General features: G+C 71.5%; 7 protein-coding genes. All 7 read right to left on the bottom strand.

Translation table 11 applies throughout. The features are described from left to right. Positions 1–50 precede the first annotated feature (50 nt). Positions 51–2,846, bottom strand: coding sequence for an FAD-binding and (Fe-S)-binding domain-containing protein (locus tag H4O22_RS03580; RefSeq protein WP_182525702.1), 2,796 nt, complete (start codon positions 2,844–2,846; stop codon positions 51–53). Beyond that, entirely contained in the window at positions 2,843–3,340 is a 498-nt protein-coding gene (locus H4O22_RS03575) for a DUF1648 domain-containing protein (protein WP_182525701.1), read from the bottom strand. The genes H4O22_RS03580 and H4O22_RS03575 overlap by 4 nt, the downstream gene beginning before the upstream one ends. Beyond that, entirely contained in the window at positions 3,337–4,602 is a 1,266-nt protein-coding gene (locus H4O22_RS03570; protein WP_182525700.1) for a hydroxyacid-oxoacid transhydrogenase, read from the bottom strand. Before H4O22_RS03570 ends, H4O22_RS03575 begins: the two co-directional genes overlap by 4 nt. A gap of 171 nt (positions 4,603–4,773) precedes the next feature. Further along, positions 4,774–5,655, bottom strand: coding sequence for an NUDIX hydrolase (locus H4O22_RS03565; protein ID WP_182525699.1), 882 nt, complete (start codon positions 5,653–5,655; stop codon positions 4,774–4,776). After that, a complete protein-coding gene (locus H4O22_RS03560; RefSeq protein WP_182525698.1) occupies positions 5,655–6,902 on the bottom strand; it encodes a geranylgeranyl reductase family protein in 1,248 nt (415 codons plus the stop codon). Before H4O22_RS03560 ends, H4O22_RS03565 begins: the two co-directional genes overlap by 1 nt. Before the next feature lie 179 nt (positions 6,903–7,081). Beyond that, positions 7,082–10,960 (bottom strand): DNA-directed RNA polymerase subunit beta', encoded by a 3,879-nt coding sequence (locus H4O22_RS03555; RefSeq protein ID WP_182525697.1) that lies wholly within the window; start codon positions 10,958–10,960, stop codon positions 7,082–7,084. Positions 10,961–11,070: 110 nt separating this feature from the next. Further along, complete coding sequence (rpoB, locus tag H4O22_RS03550) at positions 11,071–14,553, bottom strand: DNA-directed RNA polymerase subunit beta (RefSeq protein WP_220451278.1); 3,483 nt, start codon at positions 14,551–14,553, stop codon at positions 11,071–11,073. Positions 14,554–14,761 lie beyond the last annotated feature (208 nt).

Below are 14,761 nucleotides of genomic sequence, written 5' to 3'. Positions count from 1 at the left end.
CAGGAGGGCCACGAGCGCCGCCGGGATGAGCAGGCGGCGGTGGCGGGGGTTCACCCCTTAAGTCTAGAAGCCAGCAGCTCGGCGAGGTGCATCGCCGGCACCCCGGCGAGGTCGTCGAGCTGGTGGCGGCAGGACAGTCCGTCGGCGAGCACGACCGCGTCTGGATCGGCCCGGACCGCGGGCAGCAGGTGGGTCTCGGCCACCGCGACCGAGGTCTCGTAGTGCCCGCGCTCCATGCCCCAGTTGCCGGCGAGCCCGCAGCATCCCGGCACCCGGGCCACCGTCGCGCCGCCCGCCGCCAGCACCCGCTCGTCCGCCGCCCAGCCGAGCACCGACGCCTGGTGGCAGTGCGGCTGCGCGACGACCCGGACGCCGGTGAGGTCCGGCACCGGCACCTCGAGCCGCTCCAGGAGCTCGGCGAAGGTCAGCACGCCCTCGGCGACCGCCACCGCCCGCGGGTCGTCGGTCAGCTCGACGGCGTCGCTGCGCAGCGTCGCCAGGCACGACGGCTCGAGGCCGACGACCGGCACGCCGCTCGCGACGTACGGCGCCAGCGCGGCCACCGTGCGCCCCATCGTCGACCGCGCCTGCTCCAGCTGCCCGGTGGTCAGCCAGGTCAGCCCGCAGCAGGCGTCGTCGGCGATCACCCGGACCGTCAGCCCGGCCGCCGCCAGCACGTCCCTGGCCGCGCGGGCGGTCTGGGGCAGGAAGTGGTCGGTGAAGGAGTCCGCCCAGATCCAGACGTCGGGGAGCACGTCGGCCACCCCGGCCTCGCGCCGCAGGGTCCGGGGCGCGAACGCCGGCAGCGAGCGGCGCGGGTCCACGCCGGCGACCGCCGTCGCCACCCGGCGCAGCGGACCCACCCGCAGTGCCCGGTTGAGCAGCGGCGCCACCGGCGCCGCGAGCGCGGCCCAGCGCGGCAGCCGGCCCATCGCGTAGTGGCTGCGCGGCCGGCGGCGCCCGGCGTACGTCTGGTGCAGCGTCTCCGACTTGTAGGTCGCCATGTCGACGCCGGTGGGGCAGTCGGAGGCGCATCCCTTGCACGACAGGCAGAGGTCGAGCGCCTCGTGGACCGCCGGGTCGGCGAGACCGGCGACGAGCTCGCCGTCGAGCGCCTCCTGGAGCACCCGCGCCCGTCCCCGGGTGGAGTCCTTCTCCTCCCGCGTCGCGAGGTACGACGGGCACATCACCCCGCCCGTCGCGGGCGCGACGCACTTGCCCACCCCCGTGCAGCGGTGGACCGCGTCGCCGAGCGAGCCCCCGTCGTGGGTCAGCCGGAGCAACGGTCGCACCGGCAGCCGCGGGCGGACCGCGCGCAGGTCGGCGTCGAGCGGCGCGGGGTCCACCAGCACCCCCGGGTTGAGCAGGTTGCCGGGATCGCAGACTGCCTTGACCGCGCCGAAGAGCCGCAGCGACTCCGCGTCGTACATCAGCGGCAGCAGCTCGGAGCGCGCGCGCCCGTCGCCGTGCTCGCCGGACAGGGAGCCGCCGTGCTCGCGCAGGCGGAGCGCGCTCGCGGTGAGGAAGTCGCGGAACCGGCGCTGCCCACCTCCTGTCAGGTCGAAGTCGATGCGCACGTGCACGCAGCCGTCGCCGAAGTGGCCGTAGGGCACCCCGTCGAGGTCGTGGTCGCGCAGCAGCTCGTCGAAGTCGCGCAGCCAGGCGCCGAGCCGGTCCGGCGGGACCGCGGCGTCCTCCCAGCCGGAGTACGCCGGCCGGCTCAGGCTGCGGGCCGCCAGCCCGGCGCCGTCCTCCCGGATCCGCCACAGCGCAGCCGCCTCGGCCGGGCTCGGCACCTGCCGGTGGTCCAGCGCGCCGGAGGCGGCCACGAGCGAGGAGAGCAAGGACGGCGCGTCCGGCCCGGCGACCTCGACGAAGAGCCAGCCGGCACCGCGCGGCAGCTCCGGCACGGAGCCCCCACGGGCCCGCACCAGGTCGACGATCCGCGCGTCCAGTCCCTCGCACGCGACCAGCCGAGCACTCGCCTCCGACAGTCCGGCGGCCCCGTCCACAGCCCCCGCCGTGGGGCGCACGCCGGCGGCCGCGAGCAGGGCCGGCACGGCGTCCGCCGCCTCCACCATCGAGGGGTAGCCGAGCACGACCAGCTCGCGGACCGGCTCGTCGGGCACCAGCCGGACGGTGGCGCCGAGCACCACCGCCAGCGTGCCCTCGGAGCCGACGAGGAAGCGGTCGACCGAGCGCCGCTCCGGCAGCAGGTGCTCGAGCGCGTAGCCGCTGACCTGGCGCGAGAACCGGCCGAAGGTGGTGCGCACGTGCGCCAGGTGGTCCTCGACCACGGCCGCCAGCGCGGTGGGCACGTCGCCCGCCGCGGCGTACGCCGTGTCGAGGGCGACGACGTTGTCGGAGGTGCGCCCGTAGCCGAGCGCGCGGGACCCGCAGGCGTTGTTGCCGATCATCCCGCCGATCGTGCAGCGGGTGTGCGTCGAGGGGTCCGGCCCGAAGCGCAGCCCGTGGGCCGCGGCGGCCCGCTGCAGGGTGGCGTGCACGGCGCCCGGCTCGACCACGGCCGTCTGCGACTCGGGGTCCACCGAGACCACCCGGTCCAGGTGCCGCAGCGTGTCGACGACGATGCCCGGGCCCACCGCGTTGCCCGCGATCGAGGTGCCGGCCCCGCGCATCGTGAGCGGCACCTCGGTCAGGCGCGCGACCTCCAGCACCGCGAGCAGCTCCTCGCGCGACCGCGGCCGGGCCACCACTCGCGGCACGACGCGGTAGAGCGAGGCGTCGGAGGAGTAGAGCGCCCGGGTGAGCGTCGAGTCGTCGACGTCGGTCACCCCGCGGCGGCGCAGCTCGGCGAGCAGGTCGTCGCCGGCCACCGCGGTCACGGAGCGGTCCTCCGGTAGCGGGTGCGCAGCGACCAGACCGTCCAGCCGGTGAGGAAGAGGAGGTAGCCGGCGAACGCCACGATGAAGTGCGGCCCGAGCGCGGGGTCGTCGGAGCGCGCCGCGACGGTCGTGGCGACGACGGCCAGCGCGACGAGCAGCAGGGTCGCGGCCCCGATCACCAGCAGGTCGGTGCGCATCATCGTGCGCATCCGCCGCTCGCGCTCCGGGGTCGCGGTCCACCAGTCCCGGTGCGGGACGTTGAGGACCCCGGGCGGCATCCGGTCGACCAGCGCGGCCGAGCCACCGAGGACGAGGGCGAGCAGCCCGCCGACCAGCCCCATCGTCACCAGGGCCTCGGTGCGGCTCCCCCACCGGTCGGGGTCACCGGAGCCGTCGAAGTGCAGCGGCACCTCGGCGGGCAGGAGGAACGCTGCGCAGACCAGCGCGACGGCGAGGCTGAGGACGGACGCGGCGAAGGTCAGGCGCGCGGTCACCAGTGCTCCATCGAGCCGCGGAAGACGGCCGCGAGGTCCTCGCCGGCCACCGCGCGGGGCGCGGTCGCGAGCAGCCGCTGCTGCTTCAGCGCCCCGTCGACGAGCGGCTCGACGTCCGCCTCGCCGTACCCCACCTCGGCCAGGCCGTTGGGGATGCCGATGTCGCGCATCAACCGGGTCAGCACGCCGGGAAGCACGTCGGCGCCCTCGCCCAGGTCGGCGTCCGGCTCGAGCAGCCGCGCGGCGCGCAGGTGCCGCCCGGGGTCGGCGTCGAAGGTGAACCGGAACGCCTCCGGCGCGGTCAGCGACACCGCCATGCCGTGCGGCACGATCGGCTCGTCCGCCGGGTAGCCCTCGGGCCGGTAGGAGCGCACCCGCCCGGCGATCGGGTAGGCGTTGGCGTGCGGGATGTGCACGCCCGCGTTGCCGAACCCGAGCCCGGCGAAGGTCGCGGCGAGCGCCATCTGCTCGCGCGACAGGGTGTCGTCGCCGTCGCGGACGGCCGCGCGGAAGGCGCCGGCGAGCAGCGAGAGCGCCTTCTCCGACCACATGTCGGCGATCGGGTTCGCCCCGCAGTACGGCACCCGCTGCTCGGGCTGCTTGGCGTCGAAGTCGGCGTACCAGCGCGCGGTGTAGCTCTCCAGCGCGTGGCAGAGGATGTCCATCCCGGAGGCGGCGGTCACCATCGCCGGCTGGCTGGCGGTCAGCGAGGGGTCGACGACGGCGAGCCGGGGCCGCAGCGCGACGTGGCTGATGCCGGTCTTCACCTTCAGCGACAGCACGTCGAGCACGCAGATGGTGGTGCTCTCCGAGCCGGTGCCGGTGGTCGTCGGCACCGCGACCAGCGGCAGCAGCGGCTGGGACGGCGCCAGCGCCTTGCCGACCGGCGCGTTGATGTAGTCCATCAGCTCGCCGGGGTTGGTGGTGAGCAGGTTGACGGCCTTCGCGGTGTCGATGGCGGAGCCGCCGCCGACGGCGAGGATCGCGTCGAACGGGCCGGCGTCGCGGGCGAACGCGATCGCGTCGGCCATCGAGGCGTCCGTCGGCTCCACGTGCACCCGGTCGTACGTCGTGACCTGCAGGCCGCGGGCCGTCGCCTGCTCGGCGATCCGCGCGGGGTGCCCGGTCGCGGCCACGCCGGGGTCGGTCACCAGCAGCACCCGCCGGGCGCCGTACCCCAGCAGGTCGTGGCCCACCTCGTCGGCCGCCCCCCGGCCGAACTTCAGTGCCGGCGCCGCGTAGGTGAAGACCGTCTCGCTCACCCGGCCAACCTATCGGCCCGGCCGCCCCGGGCGCGTGGTGCGCCGCATCCGCCCGCGCCCGGCCTCCGGACCGGCCGACTTCTCAGGGTTTCCTGCACGTTCTCAGGCATCGCGACGGCTGAGAAGTTCCGGTTTCCCCGGTGAACCGGGGAAACCGCCCCCGGCCGACCCTCAGCGAGCGGCAGCAGCGAGCGCGGCGCGCACCACGTCGAGCACGTCGACCGCACCGGACTCGATGTCGCCGAGGGGCACCCAGGCGACGGCGTCGGTGGTGCCGTCGACCTCGGCGACCACCGGCTCGGCGTCGTCGGGGACGGTCGCCTCGAACACCAGGTGCAGCCCGTGGAAGTCCTCGTGGCGGCCGGACGGCGCCGTGCCGCCGAAGTGCACGTCGTGCACGTCGAGCACGCCGCCGACGACGCAGTCGAGGCCGCACTCCTCGCGGACCTCGCGCACCAGCGCCTCGCGCGGCGGCTCGCCGTGGTCGATGCCGCCGCCGGGCAGCGTCCAGCTCCCGCTGTGGAACCCCCGTGCCGAGATCCGGGTCAGCAGGACACGGTCGTCGCGCCGCACCAGCGCGTACGCCGCGACCCGCTGCAGCCGGAACGGCTCGTGCACGCGCAGCGACGCGCGCACCAGGGCCGAGGTCGGCACGGTGCCGTCGAGGACCGCCTGCACCGGGTGCCAGGCGGCGTCCACGGTCGACCCGTCCACCTCGACGACGCGGGGGGCGGGCGCGTCGCGCGGCACCCAGCCCTCGAAGACCAGCCGCACCGAGTGCGCGTCGACGCGGCGTCCGTCGCGCCACGCGGAGGGCTGGTGGAAGGAGTCGACGCGGGCGGTCTCGCCGACCACGACGTCCAGCCCGGTCTCCTCGTGCACCTCGCGGACCACGGCGTCGCGCGGGTCCTCGCCGTGCTCGACGCCACCGCCCGGCAGCGTCCACATCTCCTGCTCGCTGATCCGCGGCGCGAGCCGGCTCAGCAGCACCTGGTCGTCGCGCAGCACCACGGCGTACGCCGCGAGCCGTCGTTCCCGGGGCCGCTCGCGCATCAGGTGAAGGGCGGCCGGTGGTCGAGGGCGATCGAGCGGCGCCCCGCCCAGCGCCAGACCCGGGCCGCGTGGTCGCGGTCCTCGTCGGTGACCAGGTTGCCCATCCAGCGCAGGGCGAGCGTCATCAGCCGGTCCGAGCGCATCCCGGCCGGGCCGAGGGCCGGCAGCAGCCGGGGCACGGTCACCAGGCCGGCCAGCCGACGCGCGATCGAGAACGCCTCGCCGTAGTGCTCGCGCAGCAGCGCCGGCCAGACCTGGTCGAGCGCGGCGCCGTCGGCGATCAGCTCGGCCACCAGCCGGCCGGTCTCCAGGCCGTAGTCGATGCCCTCGCCGTTGAGCGGGTTCACGCAGCCGGCGGCGTCGCCGATCAGCGCCCAGTTGGGGCCGGCGACGTTCGAGACCGCCCCGCCCATCGGCAGCAGCGCCGACGTCGGCATCCGCAGCTCCTCACCGAGCTGGAACTCCTCGCGCCGCAGCCCGGCGTAGTGCGCCATCAGCGGCCGTACGGCGATGTCGGCGGGCCGCTTCGCGGTCGCGAGCGTGCCGACGCCCAGGTTCACCTCGCCGTTGCCGAGCGGGAAGATCCAGCCGTACCCGGACAGGATCGCGCCGTCCTCGCCGCGCAGCTCGAGGTGCGAGCTGATCCACGGGTCGTCGCTCATCCCGGAGTCGACGTAGGTGCGGCCGGCCACGCCGTACACGGTCTCGCGGTGCCACTCCCGCCCCAGCACCTTGCCCAGCGGGGAGCGCACGCCGTCGGCGACGACGAGGTGCCGGCAGGCGACCTCGAAGGTCTCCGCGTCCGAGCCCGAGCCGGACCGGAAGACGACGGCGGCGACCCGGTCGCCGTCGCGTCGTACGTCGACCGCCCGGGCGCCGTCGAGCCCGATGGCGCCGGACTTCAGCGCGGTCGTGCGCAGGTGGTCGTCGAGCTCGGTACGGGCGACCGCCGAGCCCCAGTCGGGCAGCGTGCCGCCGGGCCAGGGCAGCAGCAGCGTCTGGCCGAAGCCGTGCGCCCGCAAGCCCTGGTTGACGGTGTGCGTCCGCAGCCAGTCCTCGAGCCCCAGCCGCTGCAGCTCGCCGACCGCGCGCGGGGTGAGGCCGTCGCCGCAGGTCTTGTCCCGGGGGAAGACCGCGGCGTCGGCGAGCACGACGTCCGCGCCGGCGCGGGCCGCCCAGGTCGCGGCCGCGGAGCCGGCCGGGCCGGCGCCCACGACCAGCACGTCGGTGCTCGTGGGGGTGCTCATCCCCCGATTCTCCCAGTCGGGCCCGCGTGCTCCACATCCGGGCGGCGACCGGCGCGCCGGATCGGCCCCGGCAGTGTGGCTCAGGCGCCCTGCTCTGGGTCAGCACGCGGTCCGGGAACGACGGAACCCCGTCACGCACGCGGCGTGACGGGGTTCCGGCGATTCAGCTCAGACTCGACTCAGGACTGGTAGGACCCAAAGTCGAAGTCGTCGAGGGCGACGGCCTGGCTTCCGCCGGTGCCGCCGAACTCGTAGTCGTAGGAGTCGTAACCGGTGACGGAGTACGCCGCGGCGCGGGCCTCCTCGGTGGGCTCCACCCGGATGTTGCGGTACCGCTCGAGGCCGGTGCCCGCCGGGATCAGCTTGCCGATGATCACGTTCTCCTTCAGACCGCGCAGCGAGTCCGAGCGGCCGTGGATGGCGGCGTCGGTGAGGACGCGGGTCGTCTCCTGGAAGGAGGCGGCCGACAGCCACGACTCGGTCGCCAGCGAGGCCTTGGTGATGCCCATGAGGACCGGACGACCCGAGGCCGGCGTGCCGCCCTCGGAGACGACGCGGCGGTTCTCCTCCTCGAAGCGCACCCGGTCGACCAGGTCGGACGGCAGCAGGTTGGTCTCCCCCGACTCGATCACCGTGACCCGGCGCAGCATCTGCCGCACGATGATCTCGATGTGCTTGTCGTGGATCGACACGCCCTGGCTGCGGTACACCTGCTGGACCTCGTCCACCAGGTGCTCCTGCGCCCGACGCACACCCAGGATCCGCAGGACGTCCTGCGGGTCGGGCGTGCCGGAGGTCAGGTGGTGGCCGACCTCGATGTGCTCGCCGTCGACGACGTTGAGCCGCGACCGCTTCGAGACCGGGTACTCCTGGACCTCGGAACCGTCATCGGGCGTGACCAGGACCTTGCGGGCCTTGTCGGTCTCGTCGATCTCGACCCGGCCGGCGGCCTCGGAGATCGGCGTACGGCCCTTGGGCGAGCGGGCCTCGAAGAGCTCGACCACGCGGGGCAGACCCTGCGTGATGTCGTCCGCGGAGGCCACACCACCGGTGTGGAAGGTACGCATCGTCAGCTGCGTGCCGGGCTCACCGATCGACTGGGCCGCGATGATGCCGACCGCCTCGCCGATGTCGACGAGCTTGCCGGTGGCCAGCGAGCGGCCGTAGCACTTCGCGCAGGTGCCGGTCTTGGCGTCGCAGGTCAGCACGGAGCGGACCTTGACCTCTTCGATCCCGGCCGCGACGAGCTCGCCGATCTTGACGTCGCCCAGGTCGCCGCCCGCCTCGACCAGCGTGTCGCCGGTCTCGGGGTGGGTGACCTCGACGGCCGCCGACCGGGCGTACGCCGCGGTCTCGGCGTTCTCGTGCTTGACGACGGTGCCGTCCTCGCGACGCTCGCCGATCCGCTTCGGCAGACCACGCTCGGTGCCGCAGTCGTCCTCGCGGATGATGACGTCCTGGGAGACGTCGACGAGGCGCCGGGTGAGGTAGCCGGAGTCGGCGGTGCGCAGCGCGGTGTCGGCGAGGCCCTTGCGGGCACCGTGGGTCGAGATGAAGTACTCGAGCACGGAGAGGCCCTCGCGGAAGTTCGCCTTGATCGGCCGCGGGATGATGTCGCCCTTCGGGTTGGCCACCAGACCACGCATGGCCGCCACCTGACGGATCTGCATCATGTTTCCGGACGCACCGGAGTCGACCATCATGTAGATCGGGTTGGACCGGTCGAAGTTGGCCTCCATGGCCTTGGCCACGTCGTTCGAGGCCTGGGTCCAGATCTCGATGAGCTCCTGGCGGCGCTCGTCGTCGGTGACCAGACCGCGCTCGAACTGCTTCTGGACCTTCGCAGCCTGGGCCTCGTAGCTCTCCAGGATCGCGGCCTTGTTCGCCGGCGTGGTGACGTCGTCGATCGAGACCGTGACACCCGAGCGGGTGGCCCAGTGGAAGCCGGTGTCCTTGAGCGCGTCCAGCGACGCCGCGACCTCGACCTTGGTGTAGCGCTCGGCCAGGTCGTTGACGATCGCGCCCAGCGCCTTCTTGCCCACTTCGTAGTTCACGTAGGGGTAGTCGGCGGGCAGGGTGTCGTTGAAGATCGAGCGGCCCAGCGTGGTGTCCAGGATGAGGGACCGGCCCTCCTCCCAGTCCGTCAGGTCGTGCTCGAGCGGCGGGACGATGTCCTCGAAGCGGATCTTGACCTGGCTCTGCATCGAGATCTCGCCACGGTCGAAGGCCATGATCGCCTCGGCCTGCGACGCGAACGCGCGCCCCACGCCCGGCTGGTCGGGCCGGTCGGTGGTGAGGAAGAACAGGCCGATGATCATGTCCTGGGTCGGCATGGTGACCGGCCGGCCGTCGGACGGCTTGAGGATGTTGTTCGTCGAGAGCATCAGGATCCGCGCCTCGGCCTGGGCCTCGGCGGACAGCGGCAGGTGCACCGCCATCTGGTCGCCGTCGAAGTCGGCGTTGAACGCCGAGCAGACGAGCGGGTGGATCTGGATGGCCTTGCCCTCGATCAGCTGGGGCTCGAAGGCCTGGATGCCGAGGCGGTGCAGCGTGGGTGCCCGGTTGAGCAGCACCGGGTGCTCGGTGATGACCTCCTCGAGCACGTCCCACACGACCGGGCGCGCACGCTCGACCATCCGCTTGGCGGACTTGATGTTCTGCGCGTGCGAGAGGTCCACGAGCCGCTTCATGACGAACGGCTTGAACAGCTCCAGCGCCATCTGCTTGGGCAGACCGCACTGGTGCAGCTTCAGCTGCGGACCGGACACGATGACCGAGCGGCCGGAGTAGTCCACGCGCTTGCCCAGCAGGTTCTGGCGGAAGCGACCCTGCTTGCCCTTGAGCATGTCGGACAGCGACTTCAGCGGCCGGTTGCCCGGGCCGGTGACCGGACGGCCACGACGGCCGTTGTCGAACAGCGAGTCGACGGCCTCCTGGAGCATCCGCTTCTCGTTGTTGACGATGATCTCGGGCGCGCCGAGGTCGAGCAGCCGCTTGAGCCGGTTGTTCCGGTTGATCACGCGGCGGTACAGGTCGTTGAGGTCGGAGGTCGCGAAGCGGCCACCGTCGAGCTGCACCATCGGACGCAGGTCCGGCGGGATGACCGGGACGGCGTCGAGCACCATGCCCTGCGGCTTGTTGCCGGTCTTGCGGAACGCGTCGACGACCTTGAGCCGCTTCAGCGCGCGGACCTTCTTCTGGCCCTTGCCGTTGGCGATCGTGTCGCGCAGCGACTCGACCTCGGCCGGGATGTCGAAGTCCTCGAGGCGCTTCTGGATCGCCGTGGCGCCCATGTGGCCCTCGAAGTACTTGCCGAACCAGTTCTTCATCTCGCGGTAGAGCATCTCGTCGCCCATGAGGTCCTGGACCTTCAGCGACTTGAAGCTGTTCCACACCTCGTCGAGGCGGGCGATCTCGGCCTCGCCGCGGCGGCGGATCTGGGTCTTCTCCCGCTCCGCGCCGTCGCGGACCTTGCGCTTGGCGTCGGCCTTGGCGCCCTCCGCCTCGAGCACGGCGAGGTCCGCCTCCTCCTTCTTGGACCGGTCGTCCAGGGCGAGGTTCATGCGGTTCTCGAGGCGCTCGCGCTCGAGCTGCACCTTGCCCTCGAGCGAGGACAGGTCGCGGTGGCGGGCGTCCTCGTCGACGGAGGTGATCATGTACGCCGCGAAGTAGATGACCTTCTCGAGGTCCTTCGGGGCGAGGTCGAGCAGGTAGCCCAGGCGGCTCGGGACGCCCTTGAAGTACCAGATGTGGGTCACCGGGGCGGCGAGCTCGATGTGGCCCATCCGCTCACGGCGGACCTTGGAACGGGTCACCTCGACGCCGCAGCGCTCGCAGATGATGCCCTTGAAGCGCACGCGCTTGTACTTGCCGCAGTAGCACTCCCAGTCCCGGGTGGGACCGAAGATCTTCTCGCAGAAGAGGCCGTCACGCTCCGGCTTGAGCGTGCGGTAGTTGATGGTCTCGGGCTTCTTGACCTCGCCGTGGCTCCACGTACGGATGTCGTCCGCGGTGGCCAGGCCGATCTGAAGCTGGTCGAAGAAGTTCACGTCGAGCACGATGGCTGCAACCCTTCGGTAGTTCTAGGAAAGTGAGGCTGAGGGAGGGCGGACGGGGGAACGGCGGAGCGCCGAGTGCTCCGAGGAACAGGCGCTCCGCCGTTCCTCGACTACACCTCTTCGACCGAGCTGGGCTCGCGGCGGGACAGGTCGATGCCGAGCTCCTCGGCGGCGCGGAAGACGTCCTCCTCCGCGTCACGGAGCTCGATGCTCGAGCCGTCCTGGGAGAGGACCTCGACGTTCAGGCAGAGCGACTGCATCTCCTTGACGAGCACCTTGAACGACTCCGGGATGCCGGAGTCGGGGATGTTCTCGCCCTTGACGATCGCCTCGTAGACCTTGACGCGTCCGGGGACGTCGTCGGACTTGATCGTGAGCAGCTCCTGCAGGGCGTAGGCGGCGCCGTACGCCTCCATCGCCCAGACCTCCATCTCGCCGAACCGCTGGCCGCCGAACTGGGCCTTACCGCCCAGGGGCTGCTGCGTGATCATCGAGTAGGGGCCGGTGCTGCGCGCGTGGATCTTGTCGTCCACCAGGTGGTGCAGCTTGAGGATGTACATGTAGCCGACCGAGACCGGCTCGGGGAACGGCTCGCCGGAGCGGCCGTCGAAGAGCGACGCCTTGCCGTTGGACTTCACGGTCCGCACGCCGTCGCGGTTCGGGATCGTCGAGCCGAGCAGGCCCGTGATCTCGTCCTCGCGGGCACCGTCGAAGACCGGGGTCGCGACCTTGGTGTTGGGCGCAGCCTCCTCGGCGTGGATCTTGATCAGGCGCTGCTTCCACTCCGCGTCGGACTCGTCCTCGGCGAGCTTGATGTCCCAGCCCTGCTTGGCGAGCCAGCCGAGGTGGAGCTCGAGGATCTGACCGATGTTCATCCGGCGCGGGACACCCAGCGGGTTCAGCACGACGTCGACCGGGGTGCCGTCCTCCATGAACGGCATGTCCTCGATCGGCAGGATCTTCGCGATGACGCCCTTGTTGCCGTGGCGACCGGCGAGCTTGTCGCCGACGGAGATCTTGCGCTTCTGCGCGACGTACACGCGGACCAGCTGGTTGACGCCCGGGGGCAGCTCGTCGCCCTCCTCGCGGTCGAAGACGCGGACGCCGATGACCGTGCCGGACTCACCGTGCGGCACCTTCATCGAGGTGTCGCGGACCTCGCGCGCCTTCTCACCGAAGATCGCGCGGAGCAGCCGCTCCTCGGGGGTGAGCTCGGTCTCGCCCTTGGGCGTGACCTTGCCGACCAGGATGTCACCGGTGGTGACCTCGGCGCCGATGCGGATGATGCCGCGCTCGTCGAGGTCGGCCAGCATCTCCTCGGAGACGTTCGGGATGTCCCGGGTGATCTCCTCGGGGCCGAGCTTGGTGTCGCGGGCGTCGACCTCGTGCTCCTCGATGTGGATCGAGGTGAGGACGTCCTCCTGCACCAGGCGCTGGCTGAGGATGATCGCGTCCTCGTAGTTGTGGCCCTGCCACGGCATGAACGCCACGAGCAGGTTGGTGCCGAGCGCCATCTCCGCGTTGTCGGTGCAGGGACCGTCGGCGACCGGGCTGCCGACCTCGAGCCGGTCCCCCTCGCTGACCAGCGGGCGCTGGTTGATGCAGGTGCCCTGGTTGGAGCGGCGGAACTTCGCGAGCCGGTACGTGGAGTACGTGCCGTCGTCGTTCATGGTCTCGACCAGGTCGGCCGAGACGTCCTTGACCACGCCGGCCTTGTCGGCGACGACGACGTCGCCGGCGTCGACCGCGGCGCGGTACTCGATGCCCGTGCCGACGATCGGCGAGTCGCTCCGGATGAGCGGCACGGCCTGACGCTGCATGTTGGCGCCCATGAGCGCGCGGTTGGCGTCGTCGTGCTCGAGGAACGGGATCAGCGCGGTGGCCACGGAGACCATCTGGCGCGGCGAGACGTCCATGTAGTCGACCTCGTCGGCCAGGATCTCGGAGACCTCGCCGTCGCGCTGGCGGACCAGCACGCGCTCCTCGGTGAACCGGCCGTCGTCGTCCATGCCGGCGTTCGCCTGGGCGATGACGAAGCGGTCCTCGTCGTCGGCCGTCAGGTAGTCGATGTGGTCGGTGACCCGGCCGTTCTCGACCTTGCGGTACGGGGTCTCCACGAAGCCGAACGGGTTGATCCGGCCGTAGGAGGCGAGCGAGCCGATCAGGCCGATGTTCGGGCCTTCCGGCGTCTCGATCGGGCACATGCGGCCGTAGTGCGACGGGTGGACGTCACGGACCTCCATGCCGGCGCGGTCACGGGAGAGACCGCCGGGGCCCAGCGCCGAGAGCCGACGCTTGTGCGTCAGGCCGGCGATCGGGTTGGTCTGGTCCATGAACTGCGAGAGCTGGGAGGTGCCGAAGAACTCCTTCAGCGCCGCCACGACGGGCCGGATGTTGATCAGCGACTGCGGCGTGATCGCCTCGACGTCCTGGGTCGTCATCCGCTCGCGGACCACGCGCTCCATGCGGGCCAGGCCCGTGCGGAGCTGGTTCTGGATCAGCTCGCCGACCGTGCGCATCCGGCGGTTGCCGAAGTGGTCGATGTCGTCGGCGGAGATGTCCGACGTGCCCTGGGGCACCTCGAGCTGCTCCTGGCCGTCGTGCAGCGCGACGATGTACTTGATCGCGGCGACGATGTCGTTGACGGTCAGCGTCTGCTGGTCGAAGGCCTCGAGCAGGCCGAGCTTCTTGTTGATCTTGTAGCGGCCGACCTTGGCGAGGTCGTAGCGCTTGGGGTTGAAGTAGTAGTTGTTCAGCAGCGTCTGGGCGGCCTCCTCCGTCGGCGGCTCGCCCGGGCGCAGCTTGCGGTAGATGTCCAGAAGGGCGTCCTTCTGGGTCTCCGTGTGGTCCTTCTCCAGCGTCAGCTCGATCGAGTCGTAGATCGTGCCGTCGGGGCGCACGAACTCCTCGCGGATCTGCTCGTTGGTCCACCCGAGGGCCTTGAGCAGCACCGTGACGTTCTGCTTGCGCTTGCGGTCGAGACGGACGCCGACGAGGTCGCGCTTGTCGATCTCGAACTCCAGCCACGCGCCGCGCGACGGGATCATCTTGGCGGTGTAGATGTCCTTGTCGGACGTCTTGTCCGCGGAGCGCTCGAAGTAGACGCCCGGGCTGCGGACCAGCTGGGAGACCACGACGCGCTCGGTGCCGTTGATGACGAAGGTGCCCTTGGGGGTCATCAGGGGGAAGTCGCCCATGAAGACCGTCTGGCCCTTGATCTCACCGGTGTCGTTGTTGGTGAACTCCGCCGAGACGTAGAGCGGAGCGGAGTAGGTGAAGTCCTTCTCCTTGCACTCGTCCACGGTGTACTTCGGGTCGTAGAAGACCGGGTTCTCGAACGAGAGCGACATCGTCTCGGAGAAGTCCTCGATGGGAGAGATCTCCTCGAAGATCTCCTGGAGGCCGGACTTGCTGGAGACGTCCTCGCCCTCGGCGCGGCGCCGCTCGACGGCGGCGTCCCACTTCTCGTTGCCGACCAGCCAGTCGAAGCTGTCGGTCTGGAGGGAGAGGAGCTGGGGGACCTCGATGGGGTCCTGGATCTTGTTGAACGAGATACGACGGGAGTTCGTACCGGAGGCGGAGCGCGCGGCCAAGAGGTGTCCTTCGACGGTTCGCACTGGATCGCGTCCGGCCCACCACTAAGTCAACCACCGGGCAGGAGACTCGCATTTGAGGGCAGACGCAAAGAGCGACGATACCCCCACGCAGGGCGCAGCACAATATCTGCATGCGCCTGGTCGACGAGCGTGGCCATGATCATGCGCGGCGAGGGCCCCGAGGTCAAGCCGTTCCGCACATCCG

Source organism: Nocardioides dongkuii, from assembly GCF_014127485.1.
In the GTDB taxonomy this organism is placed as follows: domain Bacteria; phylum Actinomycetota; class Actinomycetes; order Propionibacteriales; family Nocardioidaceae; genus Nocardioides; species Nocardioides dongkuii.
The sequence above is the reverse complement of the archived record's forward strand: the minus strand, read 5'-3'. Positions and strand labels throughout refer to the sequence as shown.